This is a genomic window from Vibrio sp. S12_S33 (assembly GCF_963889785.1).
GTDB classification, from domain to species: Bacteria; Pseudomonadota; Gammaproteobacteria; order Enterobacterales; family Vibrionaceae; genus Vibrio; species Vibrio aestuarianus.
Window position 1 is genome coordinate 23,608 of sequence record NZ_CAWPQZ010000031.1, and the last position, 22,394, is coordinate 46,001.

14 protein-coding genes and 2 pseudogenes are annotated in these 22,394 nt (G+C 39.8%); 9 read left to right on the top strand and 7 right to left on the bottom strand.

Going from position 1 to position 22,394, the window contains the following annotated elements:
- Nucleotides 1–7 precede the first annotated feature (7 nt).
- The 3 genes from AACW06_RS13745 (at nt 8) to AACW06_RS13755 (ending at nt 1,801) form a co-directional block, all read left to right on the top strand.
- Nucleotides 8–412: a LysR substrate-binding domain-containing protein gene (locus tag AACW06_RS13745; protein WP_337923473.1), complete on the top strand. Its 405-nt coding sequence runs from the start codon at nt 8–10 to the stop codon at nt 410–412.
- A 297-nt stretch (nt 413–709) separates the two neighbouring features.
- On the top strand, nt 710–1,006 hold the full coding sequence (locus AACW06_RS13750; protein WP_192075494.1) for a PTS fructose transporter subunit IIB: 297 nt from the start codon (nt 710–712) through the stop codon (nt 1,004–1,006).
- A 6-nt stretch (nt 1,007–1,012) separates the two neighbouring features.
- Nucleotides 1,013–1,801, top strand: coding sequence for a PTS sugar transporter subunit IIA (locus tag AACW06_RS13755; protein ID WP_192075495.1), 789 nt, complete (start codon nt 1,013–1,015; stop codon nt 1,799–1,801).
- On the opposite strand, the gene AACW06_RS13760 is transcribed toward AACW06_RS13755, so the two are convergent.
- Nucleotides 1,798–2,652, bottom strand: a complete 855-nt coding sequence (locus AACW06_RS13760) for a helix-turn-helix domain-containing protein (RefSeq protein ID WP_192075496.1) — start codon at nt 2,650–2,652, stop codon at nt 1,798–1,800. The genes AACW06_RS13755 and AACW06_RS13760 overlap by 4 nt on opposite strands.
- 319 nt (nt 2,653–2,971) lie before the next feature.
- On the opposite strand from AACW06_RS13760, the gene AACW06_RS13765 reads away from it, so the two are divergent.
- Together AACW06_RS13765 and manA are read left to right on the top strand one after the other, a co-directional pair.
- Entirely contained in the window at nt 2,972–4,870 is a 1,899-nt protein-coding gene (locus tag AACW06_RS13765) for a PTS fructose transporter subunit IIABC (RefSeq protein ID WP_192075497.1), read from the top strand.
- A gap of 153 nt (nt 4,871–5,023) precedes the next feature.
- A complete protein-coding gene (manA, locus tag AACW06_RS13770) occupies nt 5,024–6,220 on the top strand; it encodes a mannose-6-phosphate isomerase, class I (protein ID WP_238336711.1) in 1,197 nt (398 codons plus the stop codon).
- Nucleotides 6,221–6,714: 494 nt separating this feature from the next.
- Here manA and AACW06_RS13780 read toward each other — a convergent pair whose 3' ends face one another.
- From AACW06_RS13780 to gyrA, 6 genes and pseudogenes are all read right to left on the bottom strand, one after another.
- On the bottom strand, nt 6,715–7,341 hold the full coding sequence (locus AACW06_RS13780) for a LysE family translocator (protein ID WP_192075498.1): 627 nt from the start codon (nt 7,339–7,341) through the stop codon (nt 6,715–6,717).
- A 142-nt stretch (nt 7,342–7,483) separates the two neighbouring features.
- A pseudogene (locus tag AACW06_RS13785) lies at nt 7,484–8,050 on the bottom strand (IS66 family transposase); the annotation flags it as partial.
- Nucleotides 8,051–8,146: 96 nt separating this feature from the next.
- Entirely contained in the window at nt 8,147–10,108 is a 1,962-nt protein-coding gene (locus tag AACW06_RS13790; protein ID WP_238336714.1) for a S8 family peptidase, read from the bottom strand.
- 111 nt (nt 10,109–10,219) lie between these two features.
- Nucleotides 10,220–13,009: a glycosyl hydrolase family 18 protein gene (locus AACW06_RS13795; protein ID WP_192075500.1), complete on the bottom strand. Its 2,790-nt coding sequence runs from the start codon at nt 13,007–13,009 to the stop codon at nt 10,220–10,222.
- A 656-nt stretch (nt 13,010–13,665) separates the two neighbouring features.
- A pseudogene (tnpA, locus tag AACW06_RS13800) lies at nt 13,666–14,125 on the bottom strand (IS200/IS605 family transposase).
- A 213-nt stretch (nt 14,126–14,338) separates the two neighbouring features.
- The gene (gene gyrA / locus AACW06_RS13805) at nt 14,339–16,993 is read right to left on the bottom strand and encodes a DNA topoisomerase (ATP-hydrolyzing) subunit A (RefSeq protein WP_192075501.1); all 2,655 of its coding nucleotides are present in this window, start codon (nt 16,991–16,993) and stop codon (nt 14,339–14,341) included.
- A 293-nt stretch (nt 16,994–17,286) separates the two neighbouring features.
- On the opposite strand from gyrA, the gene ubiG reads away from it, so the two are divergent.
- The 4 genes from ubiG to yfaE all read left to right on the top strand — a co-directional run bounded on the left by ubiG (nt 17,287) and on the right by yfaE (nt 22,218).
- Nucleotides 17,287–17,994: a bifunctional 2-polyprenyl-6-hydroxyphenol methylase/3-demethylubiquinol 3-O-methyltransferase UbiG gene (ubiG, locus tag AACW06_RS13810; protein WP_192075502.1), complete on the top strand. Its 708-nt coding sequence runs from the start codon at nt 17,287–17,289 to the stop codon at nt 17,992–17,994.
- Between the two features lie 459 nt (nt 17,995–18,453).
- The gene (nrdA, locus tag AACW06_RS13815; protein WP_192075503.1) at nt 18,454–20,736 is read left to right on the top strand and encodes a class 1a ribonucleoside-diphosphate reductase subunit alpha; all 2,283 of its coding nucleotides are present in this window, start codon (nt 18,454–18,456) and stop codon (nt 20,734–20,736) included.
- Nucleotides 20,737–20,806: 70 nt separating this feature from the next.
- Nucleotides 20,807–21,940, top strand: a complete 1,134-nt coding sequence (gene nrdB, locus AACW06_RS13820) for a class Ia ribonucleoside-diphosphate reductase subunit beta (RefSeq protein WP_053309895.1) — start codon at nt 20,807–20,809, stop codon at nt 21,938–21,940.
- Entirely contained in the window at nt 21,940–22,218 is a 279-nt protein-coding gene (gene yfaE / locus AACW06_RS13825) for a class I ribonucleotide reductase maintenance protein YfaE (RefSeq protein WP_192075504.1), read from the top strand. The genes nrdB and yfaE overlap by 1 nt, the downstream gene beginning before the upstream one ends.
- The last annotated feature ends 176 nt before the right edge of the window (nt 22,219–22,394 follow it).

A 22,394-nucleotide genomic window follows, 5' to 3' on the forward strand; every position in this document is an offset into this window, starting at 1 on the left:
CCCCCAAATTGTACAACCCACTGATTTACTCTCGCATCACTGTTTATGTTTTATGCTTTCTGGCAGTTATCATAATAAATGGGTATTTTGGAAAAACGGTCAAGTTGAGACGGTCTCAGTATCAGGACAATTCGCCGCGAATGATGGTGACGCCGTAAAGCAGTGGGCTATAAAAGGGAAAGGAGTCGCTTACAAATCGCTGCTCGACATTAGCCAAGATCTTATAGACGGGTCATTAATCTCGCTCCTCCCCGATTGGCAAAGTGAAGTAACTCCTGTTTATTTGGTTTGTGCCGATAAACGCTTAATGAGTCCGATAACGTGTGCACTTCACCAATTTCTTCAACAAAAATGTGAACAGCAATTACGCCATACCATTCATTTTATGAATGGAAATACTGGCGGACAATAACGATTCATGACACATGACACATGACACATGAATGATATATCCATACAAAGTGTCGATATTTATTTTCGTTCTCATTTTGTACAATGTCCATAGCGCCACTGTCGCTTATCACTTCTAATGGCTAAACAAGGTTTCCGTGACTCTCTGTGACCTTGTAGTTAGCTTCAAGAAAGTAATCCCGTTAAATGTGGGATTACTTTTATTTGATGCAGATAACACCTTTAACTCTGAACTTAGGTTGAGCCTGACTTCTAACCTCCTTATACTCAACCAACATTTCCAATACCTTTTTATGTTATGAAAATTATAGCGGTTACTGCTTGTCCAACGGGGATTGCTCATACCTATATGGCTGCCGATGCCTTGACAAAAGAAGCAACAAAACGTCACTTATCTATTAAAGTAGAAACACAGGGGGCGATGGGCGTAGAGAACCCACTCACCGTTTCAGATATTGTTAGTGCTGATCTTATTATAATTGCCTCTGACATTGAAATAGAGCGACGTGAGCGTTTTGCTGGCTGTAAAACCATTCAAGTTTCAATTGAAGAAGTTCTAACAAATGTTCAGTCTGTGCTTGACCGTTATCTGTAAGTATCCATGATCACCACCCGAATCAATTTTGTCTTAAAACCTAACGGGTTAGTCGCTTGGCAGCTCAATGAGCTGAAGACGTTAAGCCATCATTTCCGCTCAGTGGTAGTGGTATTCAACCTCACCAGAGATAAAAAAGCACTACTTACACATACGCTGCAAGTCTTAAGTATGGGGTCAAATCCTGGTGACTTATGTCAGATCGCGATAGAAGGGTTGGATGCTGAGTTAGCATGTATGGTAATCACTGAATATTTACGTGATCACTCACTGTTAATCTCCACATCCCATAAAAAAAACCGCCACGCCGAACATATTTTCAATACACATTCCGCTTTTAAACTGCCTTTTTCATTAAAGTGGCATTATTCAAATTCACTTTCTTGCCCGACAAAGCAAACCGCTCTTTGTGAGATTTCACAACAGATCGTGCCCCACAACCCGATTGACATTCTGCAAGCACTTGAGCAACGAGAAACCATCTCATCAACACTTATTGGCTCTGGTATCGCCATACCTCATATTATGCACCCTAGCATTACACACCCAACATTAGCGGTTCACGTCGTAGATAATGAATTAAATTGGTCAGCTACAGTAAGCCCTGTCTCCATGATCATTACCCTGCTTTTACCTTCTGCTTGCGATAAAACTGTCTTAAAACCAATCACAAAATTAACTCGCTGGTTATTAGATAAGGAGCACCGACAATTGTTGATAGATGCACAACGCGAGGAAACCATAAAAGCTATTTTGCTGCACGTAATGGTGAAAGAAGAAAGCTTCGCTAACTAAGTATTATTGACCGTTGCACGGTATTCCGACGGTGTCATTCCTGTTTTGTTTTTAAAGACACGAAAGAAATAATTGACATCGAGAAACCCACAGCGCGTTGCTACTTCGTTCAGGCGAAATGCGTATTTCTTTAACATGAATTTCGCCCGTTCAATCCGTACCCAAGCAATATAGTCAGCCAATGTCATGTGACCCTGCTGGCGAAACATACGTGAAAGATGGTTTGCTGAAATATTAAAGCGATGGGCGATGCTATCGCGCGTAATGCTACGATGAAAATTTTCTTGTATGTAGATACAAATACCTTGGTATAAGTCTTCACTACGTTTCTTCGGCGAAGCATTTGGCTGGTCAAGCATGGTGGCACTGTAGCTTAGTAATGCCAGCAGTAAATGTTCATCCATTGGGCTTTTTGTAGGCTCTTGAGATAACGCATTTAAGCCTGCTAAAATATGGTCAATCGCATGACCTGTTCGGGTTGGAATACTGTGTTTTTGCACGTCATAAAATCCACTATCCCCTTTATGCTTACTCACTAGGCTAAAGCCCATTTGGCGACGACCAAACAATAAACTCAATACCGAGCAGTCCTCTTCCCAATCCGGTTTATTCCAGCAATTTGGGGGAATGTAAAGCGCGTCCCCTGCTAAAATATTCACCTTGGCGATATTGTGCTCTGCCTCTTCAATTTCATTACTGTATACCCCACTGACCACTAATTCTAAACGAGGGAAATTGACTTGGTAGCTAAATGCAGGCGGCGTAATGTTATCGCTAGCAAACCAAATTCGATTAAAGCTCTCGCGCTCAGACAATAGGACTTCAATGACATTCTTAAAAACGGGGATCACATAACAAACCTTACAACACGCATTAGAGATGCAACTATAATCCAATAATCAATACTGTACCAAACATAAGCTTGGTTTGATTAACTATAAAAAATACAAGAAAATTAATATATAAACCTGATTTTAAAGGTATTTTATAAAAATCATTAAGATGACAATCAAAAAACAGAAACAGGACACTGATCACGTTTAGTAACTAAGGGTACAATAATCCAGTAAATGCATTTTTCGTACACTACCGAATCATACGTTATCCGTTCACAATATCGTCAACAAAGCGTCATTTACAATAACGATAAAACTGTATAGGGAACGAACGATGATCACTCAACTCATTAATGAGAAATTGATCCGTCTTGATCTTCAAGCAACATCAAAAGATGAGGTGTTTTCTGAACTCATCGATGTACTAGCAGAACAAGGCCGTATCAACAATAAAGAACAATTCTTAACCGATATCTATGCCCGTGAAGAACTTGGCAATACCGGTTTTGAAGATGGCGTAGCACTGCCACATGCTAAAAGCACCGCCGTTATTGAACCTGCCGTTGTGATTGGCGTTAGCAAAACGGGCATCGAATACGGCGCTGAAGATGGCCTACCATCAAAACTCTTCTTTATGATTGCTTCACCAGACGGTGGTTCAAACCATCATATTGAAGTGCTTGCTGAACTCTCTTCTAAGCTGATTGAAGATGGCTTTATTGAACAATTTTTATCAGCAACTACAGAGCAAGAGGCACTCACCTTACTATTGAGCAAAACGGAGAAAGAAAACACGATAAAAGCCGATCAAGGCTTCTTAATTGGGGTAACTGGTTGCCCTGCTGGTGTTGCGCACACTTACCTTGCCGCAGAAGCCCTTGAGAAAGGCGCCGCTGAACTGGGCTACCACATCAAAGTAGAAACCAACGGCTCTATTGGTGTGAAAAACAGCCCAAGCGATGAAGAAATTGCCAAAGCAGACGCCATCATTGTTGCGTGTGACAAACAGGTCGATATGGCACGTTTTGCTGGTAAAAAACTGGTCGAAACTGGTGTAAAAGCACCGATCCGCGATGCAAAAGGTTTAATTGAAAAAGCTTTAAATGCCCCTAAATACAACGCTGATTCCAGCGCTAATGTACCAGATGGAAAAGGCAAAGCGGCACAAGCGCGTTCTGATTTATACCGCTACTTAATGAATGGCGTGTCACACATGATCCCATTTGTTGTTACGGGTGGTTTGTTGATTGCCTTGGCTCTAGCTATCGGTGGTGAGCCTACCGAGGCAGGAATGGCCATTCCTGATGGCAGTTTGTGGAACCAAGTACTCAATGTGGGTGTGGTTGCCTTTACATTGATGATCCCGATTCTTGCTGGTTACATCGCATACGCGATTGCTGACCGCCCCGCATTAACTCCAGGTTTAATCGGCGGTTGGATCGCCAATAATGGTTCATTTTACGGTGCAGATGCCGGTACTGGTTTTATTGGTGCAATTATCGCGGGTCTTCTCGTGGGTTACTTTATTAAATGGCTAACCAGCATTCATTTTCACAAATTTTTGCAACCACTTGTGCCAATTATGATTGCTCCAATTGCAGGTTCGTTATTTATCTCTAGCCTGTTTATCTTTGTTATTGGTGCGCCTATCGCAAGCTTAATGGATAGCTTAAATGCGCTACTGACGGATATGAGCTCGGGTAACGTTATTCTATTGGGCATTGTGTTAGGTGGGATGGCTGGTTTTGATATGGGTGGACCATTCAACAAAGTGGCGTTTCTATTCTCTGTCGGAATGATTGCCAGCGGTCAAACTCAATTTATGGGTGCAATGGCGTGTGCTATTCCGGTAGCTCCTCTGGGTATGGCCCTAGCAACCGTACTTGGCCGCAAGCTCAACTTATTTGAAGCATCAGAAATTGAAGCAGGTAAAGCCTCTGGCGCTATGGGTTTAGTGGGTATATCTGAAGGTGCCATTCCATTTGCAGCGCAAGATCCGATGTCAGTAATCCCGGCAAACGTACTCGGCTCAATGGTTGCAGCGGTCATGGCTTTCACTTTTGGTATTACAAACAGTGTTGCTCACGGCGGTCCTGTAGTAGCATTACTCGGCGCAATGAACAAACCGCTACTTGCCCTTCTGTGCATGGCAACCGGTGCAGTCGTAACTGGTCTTATCTGTGTGACGCTGAAAAAAATGCGCCAAGAGAAGTTACAACAAACAGCAGCATAATACTTAACCAACCACCCCGTCCCCCGTGGGGTGGTTGATGCAAATCAAAGCGATGCTCCTTCGTTTATGTTGTACTCCCGCTTCACCTCGGGAGTTTTTTACTGTTTGTTTTCGCTATTTTTTCTTTATATTTGATTTTCGTGAGATGCCATAATGACCAACAACCCACAACATTTTTTTTTGATGAACAATGTCATTCAAAATTACGCTTGGGGCAGTACAACTTCTATCAATCAATTGTTTGATATTCCAAACCCAACTAAAACTCCACAGGCTGAAATTTGGATGGGTGCACACCCCAACGGATGTTCTCAAGTTGAAATTGATGGTAAATCTATTTCATTGTTAGAATTGATCAACCAAGATAAATCTACATTCCTTTCCACTTCAACAGCTACAACATTTGCTGAGTTACCTTATTTATTCAAAGTATTAGCCGCAGAAAATGCGCTATCAATTCAAGTTCATCCAAGCAAGCAAGAAGCTGAGGTCGGTTTTGAGAGAGAAAATAAGGCCGGTATTCCACTCAATGCTGGGCATCGTAATTATAAAGATCCAAACCATAAACCTGAGTTGGTTTACGCATTAACACCTTACCAAGCTATGAATGGTTTTCGTGCACTTTCAGAAATCGTAGCGCGCTTTAAAGCATTACAAATTGATGTCATTTCAGACCTCGTTGAGCAATTTGAGCTAAACCAAACACCAAAAGGCCTACAAGATTTCTTTACTGACTTACTATCGCTCTCCGGCAAGCAAAAAGAGCAAGCCGTTAATGCGCTACTGACTCATGCCAATCGCTACTCAAACGACGAAATATTGGGTCTTATTTTAGAACTTGCTCAGCAATATCCGGGCGATATTGGCTTGTTTTCACCACTGATGTTAAACGTATTAACCTTGGCTCCTGGTGAAGCGATGTTTTTGGATGCCAGAACACCACACGCTTACTTAAAAGGAACAGGCCTTGAAATCATGGCGAATTCCGACAACGTATTGCGTGCAGGTTTAACCCCAAAACATATGGACATTGCAGAACTTGCATCGTGCACACGGTTTGAAGAAAAACCTGCTGCTACGCTGTTATTGCAACCGATAGAAGAATGTGGTGCACTACTTTTCCCTGTGCCAGTAACGGACTTTAAATTTGCGATTTATCCGCAGTCAAATAATGTCACAGTAGAAGTAACGAGTGCTGAAATTATTTTACCGATCGATGGTGACGCATTATTAACTCATCAAAATGGCGAAAAGATTACCATCGCCAAAGGCTGCTCGGTATTTATTCCGGCATACACGGAGCAATATCAATTATCTGCTAAGGGCCGAGTGGCTCGTGCTTATAACTAAACGATCAGTTCCTACAGTCATTGTAATGACTACTCATGTCTAAAAAATAAAGCGAGCCTAGATAGGCTCGCTTTATTTGGGGATGGAATTAAAAGGTTAAATTTCTTAATTAGTGGCTTTGGTTTCGTTTCCAAATTACTAATTCAATCCAGATCTTTTCGAGTTGTTGAATTTCTTCTTCCGTCAAAAGGGCAAGTGTTGTTTGAGATGAAGGCGAAGAACTTTCCTTAGGAGAATCAATCTGCGCATAAAAGTCTTTTTTTAATTGCATTATCACGGAGTTCACGATTCATCCCTATAAAAATTATATTAATTCTCAAAAATAATACCATTTTTCATAAAGATTTCTTCTATCGTGAAAAGTTATGGAATAATCATCACACTTTGTTCAATACTCAAACTATTTGAAGGAATGGGCATGTGGCTAGTAGAAAAGTTATATCGACAACTTATAAAAGCAATCCAACTCCCCAAATAGCCTCTAATAAACCAAACTAGACTCGGCTAGTTGACGACAAAATAGCCCCAGCACCAATAAATACTCCTCCAGTTAATTTATTAAAGATATTCACTCGACTTTCCGCTAATAACCAATTTGAAGACTTAGTTCCTAAGTACGCATATGTCAGCAGCCAAGAAAGCTCGAAAACAACAAAGGTAGCAGCAAAAATCAAATATTGACTCATTAATGAAATGTCAGGAGAAATAAACTGAGGGAATAGAGCACTAAAGAAGATGATAGCCTTGGGATTACTCGCTCCGACAACAAAACCACTTATATAGTGACTTCGTGCTGTCTCTCCTTTGCTCTCATTTGGCTTCACACTGAGAGTCTGCCTTTTACTTAGCAAGGCATTGATACCTAAATAAATGAGATAAGCGGCACCCATCCATTTAACCACATTAAAAATAAGCTCCGAAGAAGCAATTAATACACCAAGTCCTGTAAAAGACAAACTTAAGATAATCGTAATGGCCGTTAAACTACCTAATGCAGTGAACAATGCACCACGCATACCGTGAGTAACCCCTTTAGTCATACACAATAAGGAGCTAGGACCTGGAGAAGCCGTCAAAATTAATATCGCGAACGCATAAACAATCCATGTTTCTAATGTCATAAACTTTCCTTTTTTAAATGCTAATCCATTTAGCTGCTTATTAAATTACACACAACACTTTCTGATGTCTAATTTTTCATCAGTTTTGTCGAGTGAGTCGAATATAAGTAAGCGTTCACCAGCAGTGTGTTGACTAAGTGTTTAGGTGCAGGCTATATTTTATCGTTTCGGACTCCCAACGATGTCGTGTTCGAAAGACTAATTTGCTCAGCATAACAAGTCGTTGCCCTATTTTAGCTGTATGTCCTTTACCTGTGTAATCCGCAATCTGTTGTAAGTTTCGGATCACGTGTGACCAACATAACTGATGTTTATTTGGTGATATCCAGTTGTAACCACCATATTGGTCACTGACGACAACCCCAGAGTAATTGGCGCCCAGAACCGCTTTAGCTGAGTGAATGGAGCGAGAGAATAGGATCTTTTCGTACACTAAATCGTCGCTCGATACTAACCAGCACCACCGTAAACGCTCTTCACTATTTCGTGAGTGTGAAGTCTAATCGACATGTACTAACGGAGCCGTTTGAATATTACTTTTGATGGCTTGGTGCAGTGGGGTAAGCATTGAGGCAACACGAGTTTGAGCTTCACTGATTGCGCCAATTGAAAAAGTCGTACCGAATTGCTCCTTAAGTAAAGAGCGTATTTTGTGCACGCTCAGATGATATTGACCAGCCAAGAGCGCGATATGACTCAATAGATTGGGCCTGTAGTGGTTGTAGTGGTCAATATTCATTGACCACTACATTCAGATCTAGTCAGAATTAATACAATTCATATTCTAATCTTGATATCCCATCATTTATTTTTTTTCACAATTATTTTCGGTACTTCCTCCAGCTTGTCTCCATGCCCCCCAATCTCCGGTTGTTCCAGGCTCCTCACCTACCGTGTGCCACTGATTATCCCATTGCTTACCGTTCCAAGAGACTCTATTACATGGATTTGAATATGTTTTATATCGGTCCCATTGATTAGATACTGGAAATTCTGGATTTACAGTAATTGTGACCTCATCTGTATTTAAGAACTGACCATCTGAGACGGTTAGCATAAAGCTATAATAAGTTTTCTGACCAATATCTGAAAAGGAGACCAATGTCATTGAACTTGATGGTGACTGAATAATTGCTTTAGGTTCTTTTGGTGATAATTGGCTCCATTGGTAGGTTAACTCATCACCATCCATGTCTGTTGACTGTTGGCCATTTAAAATAATGCTTTCATTATCGGTAATAATAGATTTGTCTACCGTCGCTTTTGCAACTGGAGGAGTGTTGTTTGAATTACCTAATAATGCATCAATAGCTGCTTTTAAGTTAGGTTGTGTACCTATATAACGATCTTTACTGCCGACTGGTGTTCCCGTGTCTATTAATAATTGGCGTAAGGCTTTTGGCGTAATACTGATATCATGAGCTTTAGCAACACCAGATAGTGATGCTGTAGCACCCGCTATGATAGGATTTGCTGAAGAAGTACCTGAGTAAGTATCAGTATAATTTGCGTTAGGTTTGCTTGATAAGCCGTTATAACCTGCTGTGACTACATCCCAGCAACCCCAGCTAGAATTATCTATACGGCTACCATAATCACTAAACGACGCAGTTTTATTGTCACTAGCACATACTGCACCAACGATATTTGCACCAGAATCTCTAATGTTACGATCAAAAAGACCTTTAAAGTCTTGGCTATCTAAATTAAGACTCCCATTTCCCGCAGCTTCAATAACATGAATTCCGTTATCAGTCAGTTCTTTAATAAAGTCAAACCACAGCTGTTGGTACTCCACAGGGCCGTAACAACTTTTCGTGCAGCCATCTTTATAACCCATATTTGCTTGCATACCAATTTGTATCACATCGCCTGGCTTAAGATAATTTAATAAATCAGGGAAATTTTCTGAGCCTGGACCTGCACGACCAAATTGAGCATTATAAACAATACCAGTGACACCATAACCATTTCGTATTCCTCCCATGATACCCATTGATGCAGTTTCATGGTCATCTACTTTATTGGACGGCGTAAATTGGACAATTGCCCTAGGTAAGTCTTCATGACTTTCATTCCATCTGTCTATCTCTTTCTGAATAACAGTAATTTCTGAGCCATCACCACCTGACACACTCCATGCGTAATGCGCATTAATTCCACCAAGCTGATAATTTGGTTTTTTCTTATCTGGCGCATTTAAATAATACTGCAAGGTTTCGTAGTTTTGCGTCGTTTCTAAGGATTGGTTTGTTTTATTGAGTATTTGAGGTGGTGGTGGTAATTGAATCCCTACTCCAGGAGTCTGAGGATAAACCAATTCAACACTATCAAAGTCCTTGATAATACTTATTACTTCATTAATAAAATCTTTCGTACCTGAAAAACCCGTAGGAATCCGTATTTTAACATAGCGATTTAATATGGTTTCTTTATTGCCAGTATGGTTTTTATAAGCATAAAAAACATCATCATTATCAGTGTTGGGAAACTTATTATTTATGGCTTTTCTTATCGCATTAATATCCTTTATACTTGTTTTAAACTTCACAACTACGGCATCATAGTCAATATTTTCTTGAGCATATTTAACCTGTATTGCATGTGCAACAGACGAAAAAGACAAAATCATTGCACACATTAAAAACTTCAGTTTCATAAAATCCTCCTGACAATATTTAAAGCCATCCAATTTGATAACCTTCTTAATTTTCTTGAGAGTTGAATCCAGACTAAAATAAATTTTATTATTTTTAACAAATGTCATCACCTACCCTACCTAATTCAAACATCTAAGAATAGGCGATGACACCAATGTAGTTATATCAAATTAAATTTCACAAACTAATATCTATACATATAAATTGAATTATTCTCTTTAAAAATTACATATTGCTTCACCAATATCTGTCCATTCGCTAGCACCTTCAGTAGGTTCAGTACCTACTACCCACCAATTTGCTCTCCAACGTCTATCATTGTGATCTACTTCATCACCTTGTTTATAAGCATTTGTTGCAGACCAAGGTTGTTCATTGGGAGAAATTAAACTCCAATCAGAGTTTCCATATACTGGCTCACTATTTGTCCAATAATTTGGTTCAAATACTAATCCATTATGAGAGACTTTATCTCCTGTATTATAATGGTCTCTAGTTGGATCCCATTCTGGGTAGTTTACTGCATCTGAATCAACTGGGGAGCAAATATCAGGAATATCCTTTTGTTTTACGTCCACTACTTGTTTAGATGAAGCGGTTAAACCAAATACATCTTTGACAGTTAGTTTAATCGTATATTTACCTAAGTTTTCTGCAATAAACGATGCATTTATGCCTTTACGATTATCAACTTGGATTTCTTCATCTTGATAAATTACTTTCCAAGTGTAAATTAACTCATCAGGTAACTCATCTTTTGATGTTGAGGTTAAAGAAACAATATCACCTTGGTGAATATCTTGACTGTTAATAATAAAGCTTGATTCAGGAGAATCGTTTTCTGATTCATCTCCAATAACTGTAGTTTTAGCTGTCTTTGTATCTGTATTTTCAAACTTGTTTTTAACAACAGATGTGGCTTTAAGAACATATTGAGGTTTATTAGGCAACTTATTTGTATCAATTACCAGTTTACTTGAATTTTGCCCATAGTCAATAACTGAAGAATCCAAATTAACAGACCACGAATAAATTAAGTTTTTATCTTTATCATCAGAAGCAATCGATTCAAAACTCAAAGGATCTCCTGATGAAATATTATATTCTTTCTCATGTTTAATTTTAGTAATAATAGGAATGCTTTCTCCTACTTTTAGTTTGTAATCTAATGTCGCATTTGCAGTTTGGTCATCAGAGAATTCTGCAGAAACTATAAATTTAATGTCAATATTTTCATTAGCTGACTCATCATTAATTGAAAACGATGTGTTCAACTGATTAGGATTAAGAATGTTAATATTACTTTCATTTGTACCTTTAACTGAATAAATGCTCCATAAAACTGATTTTACAGTTACACCTTCTTCAGAAGTTGTAGTGGCACCTAAATCGTAACTCTTCCCTGGTGCGTACACATCTTCAATAGGGCCATTTGTAGTAATTGAATCTACAGCTGTATCCAAATATGTTAAATCATGACATTTATTTGTTGATTCAATATTTATACCACAAGAATTGATTATTTTATTCATATCAAATACTTTAACTTTTGGTATATAACCTAGTCCCTCTCTAGCTGCATTTAACATCAAACCCTCATCATGATCTGCCATCCAGTTAAATATTCCACCTAGATTGTATTTTTTTACATATTGAGCCTTAGCAAAAACAGTTCTAGGGGTATCAATGCTTATGAATATCCCTTCAGAATCATTATACAAAAAATCAGCATCAGCATATTCATCTGTATATAAATTAAAACCATTTTTCCCCAACAATGGTGATGATGCTGACGGTGTTACGTAATTTGACATTATATCATTTATTGTAGTTACTCCTGTTTCCCAAGATCCTATTGTCCTTGAATTAGGGGTAAAATTACCACTTAATGGATTAATATCCATATCACCTAAACTTATTGCATTAGGCTTAGTTAAAGCATTTCGTGAATAGTTAGCATAACCAATTGATATTTTTTTAGAATCTATATGCAGTACATTTATCATGTATTGTATTGATTTATCAGCAGACCATTTGTTTTCAGATGAGGAAAACAAATTTGTATGATGATCTAATGATTCAGCCCACTGTCCAAAGAAGTCATAAGTCATAAGATGAATCATATCAACGCCAGCGGCTATTAAATCATTTAATTTAGCAGCATCTATTTTATCTTTTGGTGCTCCTGCTGCTATTGCAATAGAAATATCTAGACCATTATTATTAAATTCACTTTTCAATTCTGAGATAAAATCTTTATAGTTAGTAGCATCATTAACAGGATCAAATTTATTCCGTGGCGCACCTTGGATACCAGGATATTCCCAATCAATATCTAAATGTTCGATAAAATCATATGCTTTAACAAAGTTAACTATGCTATCAATGACTTTTTCTCTATTTTCAGGTTTAACTGCATCACTGGCGATATTTGATAAAGACCAGCCAAAAATACTAATGCCAATTTTAGTTCCATGAGTTTCATGGAGGTCTTTCATAACTTTCATCATGCCTGCATTTAGATTTGGATCTAACCAAGTATGTTCATCCCAATTCTGACCCGGTAGTAAAGGCTTGTTAAAATCACCGTCCTTATCTGTACTTGCTAATTCAAATTTTTCTAAACTAAATGTTTCACATGTGCTTTTTAAACCATTGACCCCACTAATAACCGTTGGATCACCAATTTCTGTCCCACACAGCCCAAAAAATGATAATAGAATTTTATCATATTTAGACAATTCGGTTAGATTAGGTTGATAGCCTTGCTCCCAAAAGGTCCAGTTAGATAGATATGCCGTTACTTTAGGCAAGTTTTGGTCTTTATTATACTCATTTGAATATTGACCATATTTATTTATCAGAGCATACTCTGTTAATCCAGTGGTAGAATCAGGCGGAACAGATACGCCATCAGATTTAGAAACATTTTGCGGATATGCATATACTGAATGAGTGATCAACAAACTAATAAATGTAGGTAATAATGCAAACCTAAAAGCTTTCATGATATTATCCTCTTTAATTTCAAAGTGTGTTTAAAAATTAAACATTAAGCATATTCATATTATTATGTTTTGATTAAAAATAAACATATAAATTTAATAAAAATTAAGAATATGATATTGATTCAAGCTTTACTGCTTAATTCGATGAGAATACATGGTTAAATTGAACGGGTATATTGCTAATTTAATGCCTTCTATTATCATTAGTTGCGTCGCAGTCATACATAACCTCCTATCATTAAAAAGTGATATGTATCATATTTGAAAATAACTCCAACTATATTAGACAATAATATTATTAAATTTTATGATATTAAGGTCGCAAGTTAATTAACACCAATATAATATTTGTAATATCCATATAAATCATATTTGTATTGATTTAATTGATAATGATATCTACCAATTATGTTTATACCTGTAATCGTCCATGTTTTTAATTTCCTCTTACTTGTGATGAATAAGAGGTTTACTTCTAGCATGGGCACTCCTTCGGGCAATAACCCCAAGGTTCAATCACCACCGCCCAAGGCGATGGTTTAGGGATGACAAAAAAGTATCCACCGGCATAGCCGGTGGTTTTTCATATGCGCCTATAAGGCTCTCCTACTGGCTGCGCCCTAACAGGCGCGTAGTGATCTGGCATTTGCATATGACTATTTCCTGCGGCCTGTAAACGGGCTACCTGAATATGGGATCGATAATTGCTCTCCCATTTTATCTTGCTCTAGTTGGTGCTTTATCTAACTTTTTATCTTCTCGGTGTTTTTTCCTACCGTACCTACATTATACCCTCGACACCAAATTCTCGATTCCTGTACTTGAACTTCAAATCTCCAAATCGCTCATATAGCATCAGGTTACTTTTTCCTTTCAAATACCCCATAAATGATGAAACACTCATCTTTGGGGGAATTTCTAAAAGCATATGAATATGATCTGCGCAGCATTCCGCCTCAATAATATTCACACCTTTTCATTCACATAGTTTTCTAAGTATCTCGCCTACTGTCCTTCGTTTTCACCATAAAACACCTACCTTCGACACTTCGGTGCAAAAACCACATGATATTTACAATTCCATCGCGTGTGCGCTAAGCTCTTTTCGTCCCCCATTGGGATCCCCTTTCAATTCTTAATTAACTCTTGCAGTTGCCAGACCACAAGACGTTTTTATCAAATTGAAAGGGATTATATAACTGACTTATAGCAGTAAGCTTTACAGACCCCCCAGCCTAGCTGGGGGGGTTCTCGATACAAAAAAGCCGAGCTATCATCGCTCGGCTTTTCGTATTGTTTAAACCTTGTTATTCAAGGCGCAAGAGTAATCTACTCGTCTTCAGAGTCATCATTCTCGGCAGTAGTATCATCGCTAACTTGAGAATCAGTGTTCTCTTCTGTAGCCACCACTGTCGCTTCTTCACCTTCCAGCTGTTCGCCTTCTGGTAACTCAGTTTCTTCAATTTCTTCAATACGCTGTAGACCAACAACATTCTCATCATCAGCAGTACGAATCAAAGTAACACCTTGAGTATTACGACCGACTTGACTTACTTCAGCCACACGTGTACGAACCAGCGTACCAGCATCAGTGATCATCATGAACTCGTCGCCTTCTTCAGCTTGCACTGCGCCGACAACTTGACCGTTACGTTCAGAAACTTTGATTGAAACAACACCTTGTGTAGCACGACCTTTAGTTGGGTATTCCCCTAAGGTTGTACGTTTACCGTAACCATTTTGCGTTACAGTTAAGATATCACCTTCATTGGAAGGAACAATCAAAGAAACAACTTGGTCGCCTTCGGCCAGTTTCATACCACGAACACCCGCTGCAGTACGTCCCATGGCTCGAACATGATTCTCATTAAAGCGAACGACTTTACCTTCTTTAGAGAACAGCATGATATCGCTGTCACCATCGGTAATATCAACACCAATTAGAGAATCATCATCACGTAGGTTAACAGCAATCAGGCCATTTGAACGTACGTTAGCAAAGCTTGAAAGTGAGGTTTTCTTAACCGTGCCATCGCCAGTTGCCATGAAGATAAACTTATCATCATTAAACTCTGTCACTGGTAGGATCGCTGTAATACGCTCACCTTCTTCCAAAGGAAGAATATTAACGATTGGCTTACCGCGTGCAGTACGACTTGCCAATGGCAATTGGTAAACTTTCAGGCGGTACGTTTTACCACGAGTCGAGAAACAAAGGATGTTATCGTGCGTATTCGCGACAAGAAGACGTTCAATATAGTCTTCTTCCTTCATCTTCGTCGCACTCTTACCTTTACCACCACGGCGCTGAGCTTCGTAGTCGCTCAGAATTTGGTACTTCACGTAACCAGCATTAGACAGTGTTACCACAACATCTTCACGAGCAATTAGCTCTTCCATGTCGATATCGTGACTTGCAGCAGTGATCTCTGTACGGCGTGTATCGCCAAAGTTTTCACGTACAAGTTCCAACTCTTCACGAATCACTTCCATCAAACGCTCAGTACTTGCAAGGATATGCATTAACTCTGCGATTTCTTCTAGAAGTGCTTTGTACTCGTCAAGGATCTTCTCATGCTCTAGGCCTGTTAATCGGTGTAGGCGTAACTCGAGAATCGCTTGAGCTTGTTGCTCAGTTAAAAAGTACTGACCATCACGAATACCATACTCAGGCTCAAGCCACTCAGGGCGAGCCGCATCAGTACCAGCACGTTCAAGCATAGAAGCAACGTTACCAAGGTCCCAACCGCGCGCGATCAATCCTGCTTTTGCTTCAGCAGGTGTCGCTGCACTTCGAATTAACTCGATGATTTCATCGATATTAGCCAGTGCCAGTGCTAGTGCTTCAAGAATATGAGCACGATCACGCGCCTTGCGTAATTCAAAAATAGTACGGCGTGTCACTACTTCACGACGGTGATCAACGAAGCATTTCAACATTTCTTTCAAGTTGAATAGCTTAGGCTGACCATTATCAAGCGCAACCATGTTGATACCGAAAGTCGTTTGCAGCTGAGTTTGTGAGTAGAGGTTATTTAGAACCACTTCACCTACCGCATCACGCTTGCATTCAATAACGATACGCATACCATCTTTATCAGACTCGTCACGCAGCGCACTGATGCCTTCCACTTTCTTATCTTTAACCAGCTCGGCAATCTTTTCGATTAAACGAGCTTTGTTCACTTGATAAGGGATCTCAGTCACAATAATGGTTTCTCGACCATTTTTCTCAACTTCGATGTTTGCTTTAGAACGCATGTAAACTTTACCGCGCCCTGTTTTATAAGCATCAATAATGCCCTTGCGGCCACTAATTAGTGCAGCTGTTGGGAAGTCAGGACCTGGAATATAGTCCATTAACTCATCAATAGTGATCTCTTCGTTATTGATATACGCCAAACAACCATCAACTACTTCCGTTAAGTTGTGTGGTGGAATGTTGGTGGCCATACCTACAGCGATACCGGATGAACCGTTTACCAACAGGTTAGGAATTTTTGTTGGCAGAACCGCTGGAATTTGCTCAGTACCATCATAGTTTGGTACGTAATCAACGGTTTCTTTGTCGAGATCGGCCAATAGCTCATGCGCTATTTTTGCCATACGCACTTCGGTGTAACGCATTGCTGCCGCAGAGTCACCATCGATCGAGCCAAAGTTACCTTGACCATCAACAAGCATGTAACGCAATGAGAAAGGCTGCGCCATACGAACAATAGTATCGTATACCGCGCTATCACCATGTGGGTGATATTTACCGATTACGTCGCCCACAACACGGGCAGATTTTTTATATGGTTTATTCCAATCGTTACCAAGCACATTCATCGCGAATAATACGCGGCGGTGTACTGGTTTTAGACCATCACGCACGTCTGGAAGAGCACGACCCACAATGACTGACATCGCGTAGTCTAGGTATGAACCTCTTAGCTCATCTTCAATGTTGACGGGCGTGATCTCTTTAGCTAAATCGCTCATAGAGCCATTATCCCTCTATCTTTTGATCGTATATTTGATACGTACAAGGCCGGAAAATATAACACATAATTCACTACTTCGGCATCACTTTCCCTGTCCTTTTATCAGGTTGTGACCTTTGTTGTGTATCAAATGCCGAGAAATTGCACATTCATTCCATACCCAACTGATAAGTGGTTACTTTTCAGCCACAAATCCGCGAAATAGGGAAAGCAGTGGTCTGTTTCACTTAACAAGTTATAATGCGTGATTCAATAAAGGATGTATAAGTTGACAGTAAGAGCGAATCTATCATGACTAAAGCACAGAACGTTGATCTTAATGAAATCAAAAAGTTTGAAGAAATGGCGTCTCGCTGGTGGGATCTCGATGGGGAATTTAAACCTCTTCACCAGATAAACCCATTAAGATTGAATTATGTGCTCGGCAATGCCAATGGCTTATTTGGTAAGACTGTACTCGATGTAGGATGTGGTGGTGGTATTCTGGCTGAGAGTATGGCACGCGAAGGGGCAAACGTAACTGGCTTGGATATGGGCAAAGAACCACTGGAAGTTGCTCGTTTACATGCATTAGAAACAGGCACCAAATTGACTTACATCCAAAGTACGATTGAAGACCACGCCGAAGAGAAACCACACTACTATGATGTGGTAACTTGCATGGAAATGTTAGAGCACGTTCCAGACCCGCTTTCGGTAGTTCGTGCTTGTGCGACTTTGGTTAAACCAGGGGGGCATGTGTTTTTCTCAACTCTCAATCGTAATATTAAGTCTTATTTATTTGCCATTGTCGGTGCTGAAAAGTTGATGCGAATTGTTCCCAAAGGCACCCATGACCACGATAAATTCATTCGCCCATCCGAACTTATTAAAATGATTGATCAAACTAATTTGCAGGAACAAGGTATCACAGGTTTGCTATATAACCCTCTGACTGACACTTACCGCTTGGGTCGTAATGTCGACGTTAACTACATCGTTCATACACGTCTGTTTTAGGCGTATTATTTAGCGCATAACTCACGTTAAAAATCGAGTTGATTAACACAACTCAACTCGTTTTTTTAGTGCATTTTTTGTGCTCCAGATTCCATTTTAACCAACCTAAAATACACCTTCGATTTAATACAAAGATCAAGAAGTTTTTTTTAATTGTGGTTATATCTAAACCGATCTCAAAATGGCAATTTCCTACAAGCAAACCTGCTCTTTGATCATCGGTAAGTGGATACTAACTGATTTTTTGTTATTTGCTAGTTATCCACAAGCTGTTCAAGATCTGTAACTTGAAATGACCTCCATATAGCACTATCTTGTAAATTGCAAAGCAAAGCACCCCTATATGTAGTGTTTACGCTACAATATATAGATAGACTCAGATCACAAAGCCGCAATGAAATTTACAACAATTCTATGGAAATGCGGCTTTAAGCAGTTTTGTTAGGGAAATGAAGCAGAATGAACCAACAACTCACTGTCACTAAGCGTGATGGCCGCAAAGAAAATATTGATCTTGAAAAGATCCACCGTGTGATTGCATGGGCAGCTGAAGGCCTTCACAACGTGTCTGTATCACAAGTAGAATTGAAAGCTCACATTCAATTTTACGATGGCATCACGACTTCGGACATCCATGAAACCATTATCAAATCCGCCGCGGATTTGATCTCAGAAGAGACACCCGATTACCAATATTTGGCTGCTCGTCTTGCTGTATTCCACTTACGCAAAAAAGCATACGGCCAATATGAACCACCAACGCTATACAAGCATGTGACACATTTGGTCGAAACGGGTAAGTATGATAAGCATCTTATTGAAGACTATACTCGTGCAGAGTTTGAAGAACTCGACACTTACATAGATCACAAACGTGACTTAGATTTCTCTTACGCTGCGGTTAAACAGCTTGAAGGTAAATATTTCGTTCAAAACCGTGTAACCAAGCAAATCTATGAAAGTGCTCAATTTCTTTATATTTTGGTTGCGGCTTGTCTATTTGCTAAGTATCCAAAAGAGAATCGTCTTGAGTACATCAAGCGTTTTTACGATGCAACGTCGACATTCAAAATTTCGCTGCCAACACCAATTATGTCTGGTGTACGTACCCCTACTCGTCAATTCAGCTCATGTGTATTGATTGAGTGTGGTGATAGCCTTGATTCAATCAATGCAACTGCAAGCTCAATTGTACGTTATGTATCTCAACGTGCAGGTATTGGTATCAATGCAGGTCGTATCCGAGCACTAGGCTCTGAGATCCGTGGTGGTGAAGCATTCCATACTGGCTGTATCCCTTTTTATAAATACTTCCAAACCGCGGTAAAATGCTGTTCTCAAGGTGGTGTTCGTGGCGGTGCTGCGACGGTGTTCTACCCATTATGGCATGGTGAAGTACAATCTTTGCTGGTATTGAAGAACAACCGTGGCGTTGAAGAGAACCGCGTACGTCATATGGACTACGGCGTTCAACTGAACAAGCTGATGTATTCGCGCTTAGTGCAAGGCGGCAACATCACACTATTCTCTCCTTCTGATGTTCCAGGGTTGTATGACGCTTTCTTTGAAAATCAACAAGAGTTCGAACGTCTATACGTTCAATATGAGAATGACCCTTCAATTAAGAAAGAGTCGGTAAAAGCAGTTGAGCTATTCTCATTATTGATGCAAGAACGCGCGTCAACGGGTCGTATCTACATTCAGAACGTTGACCACTGTAATACGCATAGTCCATTTGATGCAGCAGTCGCTCCAGTGCGTCAATCTAACTTATGTTTAGAAATCGCTCTACCAACCAAGCCATTGAAAAACGTTGAAGATGACGAAGGTGAAATCGCTTTGTGCACACTTTCAGCCTTTAACTTGGGTTCCATTACATCGCTTGATGACTTTGAAGAACTTGCGGACTTAGTTGTACGCGCTCTTGATGCCTTGTTAGATTATCAAGATTACCCACTTCCAGCGGCTTATAAGTCAACGATGAATCGTCGTACATTAGGGGTGGGTGTCATTAACTATGCTTACTACTTAGCGAAAAATGGTGTGAAATATTCTGATGGTAGTGCCAATGGCCTAACCCACCGCACCTTCGAAGCAATGCAGTATTACTTATTGAAAGCATCGGTTACATTAGCAAAAGAGCAAGGTAGATGTCCGCTGTTCCATGAGACGAACTATGCAAAAGGTCTACTGCCTATCGACACTTACAAAAAAGATGTTGATCTAATCTGTGATGAGCCTTTGCACTATGATTGGGATACACTACGTTCGGAAATCATGGAATTTGGTCTACGTAACTCGACCTTGACGGCGTTAATGCCTTCAGAGACGTCTTCTCAAATTTCTAATGCGACTAACGGTATCGAACCACCACGTGGTTATGTGTCGGTGAAAGCCTCTAAAGACGGCATTTTGAAACAAGTAGTTCCTGATTTTATCAACCTAAAAGAGAGCTACGAATTGCTATGGAATATCGGTTCAAATAACGGTTATTTGCACTTAGTGGGTATTATGCAGAAGTTTGTAGACCAAGCAATTTCAGCGAATACAAACTACGACCCAAGCACTTACGAAACGGGCAAAGTGCCGATGAAGAAATTGCTGCAAGATCTACTCACTGCTTATAAATTTGGCGTGAAAACACTGTACTATCACAACACTCGTGATGGCGCTAAAGATGATCAAAAAGATGCCGTGCAGGCTCAAGATGATGATTGTGCTGGCGGTGGTTGTAAGATCTAACCTTATTTCACATTCAAACATATTTAATAATGCTCCCCTATTTGGGGAGTTTTAAAGGATTGAGGCATTTATGGCTTACAGTACTTTTTCTCAAAAAAAGAATAACCAATTAAAAGAACCGATGTTTCTTGGTCAATCGGTTAACGTTGCACGTTATGACCAACAAAAATTCGAGATTTTTGAAAAGCTGATCGAAAAACAACTTTCCTTCTTCTGGCGACCAGAAGAAGTTGATGTATCAAGCGATCGTATTGATTACAACAAACTTCCTGATCATGAAAAGCACATTTTCATCTCGAATTTGAAATATCAAACCTTGCTTGATTCCATCCAGGGTCGTAGCCCTAATGTTGCGCTACTTCCGTTGGTGTCTTTGCCTGAAGTTGAAACGTGGATTGAAACTTGGTCATTCTCTGAAACGATTCACTCACGCTCTTACACCCATATCATCCGCAATATTGTGAATGACCCTGGTCTTGTGTTTGATGACATCGTTGAAAATGAGCATATTTTAAAACGAGCCAAAGACATTGCGCACTACTACGATGATTTGATCCAATTGACCAACGACTACCACAGATATGGTGAAGGCACCCACCAAATCAACGGAGAGCCTGTCGAAGTCAGTCTAAATAAACTCAAGCGCAAGCTGTACCTTTGCTTGATGTCAGTGAATGCGCTAGAAGCCATCCGCTTCTACGTTAGTTTTGCCTGTTCATTCGCTTTTGCAGAGCGTGAATTGATGGAAGGTAATGCCAAAATCATCAAGCTAATTGCACGTGATGAAGCGCTTCACCTGACGGGAACTCAGCATATGATCAACTTGCTACGAAACGGGCAAGATGATTTCGCATTTTTACAAATCGCTGAAGAGTGTAAACAAGAATGTTTCGACCTATTTAAGGCCGCAGCGGAACAAGAAAAAGAGTGGGCAGAATACTTGTTCAAAGATGGATCAATGATCGGTTTGAACAAAGATATCCTGTGTCAATACGTTGAATACATTACTAACGTGCGTATGCAAGCCGTTGGACTTCCAACCGCATACCCTGAAGCAACCTCCAATCCTATTCCTTGGATAAATGCGTGGCTATCTTCAGATAACGTACAAGTTGCTCCTCAAGAAGCAGAAATTAGCTCATATCTTGTAGGTCAAATTGATAATGAAGTTCACGCTGATGACTTTGAGGACTTTGAGCTGTAATGGCACGTATAAAAATCAACAATATCAACACCATAGAATCAAACTCTTCCAACACTGTATTGGAAAGTATGGAAGGTGCAGGGCTAGAGCCTGAGTTTAACTGCCGTGATGGCCATTGTGGTGCTTGTCGTTGCACTTTAGTTTCTGGTGAAGTGGAATATGTTGGTTTTGCTATGGCTTACATTGAGCACAATGAAATTTTGCCTTGTATTTGTAAGGCGAAGAATCACATTGAACTTGCTAATGTAACCTATCGGTTGAAAGCGAAACGAGCTTAGAACTGACATAATGCTGTAAGATAGAGAAAACGATAAAGCCAGAGCTAAGCTCTAATGCCGATCAGTTAAGACTTTAATCGGCAGATCAGTTGAATGATCCTACCTTTATGTAAAAATCCGATAGACATTGTTTATCGGATTTTTTTATGCACGTTTCTCAAGCCCTCGATATCATC

Bases quoted from the DNA above. Each gene is read 5' to 3' on its own strand.
- manA (WP_238336711.1), top strand. From the start codon at position 5,024: ATGACCAACAACCCACAACATTTTTTTTTGATGAACAATGTCATTCAA.
- nrdB (WP_053309895.1), top strand. From the start codon at position 20,807: ATGGCTTACAGTACTTTTTCTCAAAAAAAGAATAACCAATTAAAAGAA.
- gyrA (WP_192075501.1), bottom strand. From the start codon at position 16,993: ATGAGCGATTTAGCTAAAGAGATCACGCCCGTCAACATTGAAGATGAG.
- AACW06_RS13790 (WP_238336714.1), bottom strand. From the start codon at position 10,108: ATGACATTTGTTAAAAATAATAAAATTTATTTTAGTCTGGATTCAACT.
- ubiG (WP_192075502.1), top strand. From the start codon at position 17,287: ATGACTAAAGCACAGAACGTTGATCTTAATGAAATCAAAAAGTTTGAA.
- AACW06_RS13765 (WP_192075497.1), top strand. From the start codon at position 2,972: ATGATCACTCAACTCATTAATGAGAAATTGATCCGTCTTGATCTTCAA.
- AACW06_RS13750 (WP_192075494.1), top strand. From the start codon at position 710: ATGAAAATTATAGCGGTTACTGCTTGTCCAACGGGGATTGCTCATACC.
- AACW06_RS13780 (WP_192075498.1), bottom strand. From the start codon at position 7,341: ATGACATTAGAAACATGGATTGTTTATGCGTTCGCGATATTAATTTTG.
- nrdA (WP_192075503.1), top strand. From the start codon at position 18,454: ATGAACCAACAACTCACTGTCACTAAGCGTGATGGCCGCAAAGAAAAT.
- AACW06_RS13755 (WP_192075495.1), top strand. From the start codon at position 1,013: ATGATCACCACCCGAATCAATTTTGTCTTAAAACCTAACGGGTTAGTC.
- AACW06_RS13795 (WP_192075500.1), bottom strand. From the start codon at position 13,009: ATGAAAGCTTTTAGGTTTGCATTATTACCTACATTTATTAGTTTGTTG.
- yfaE (WP_192075504.1), top strand. From the start codon at position 21,940: ATGGCACGTATAAAAATCAACAATATCAACACCATAGAATCAAACTCT.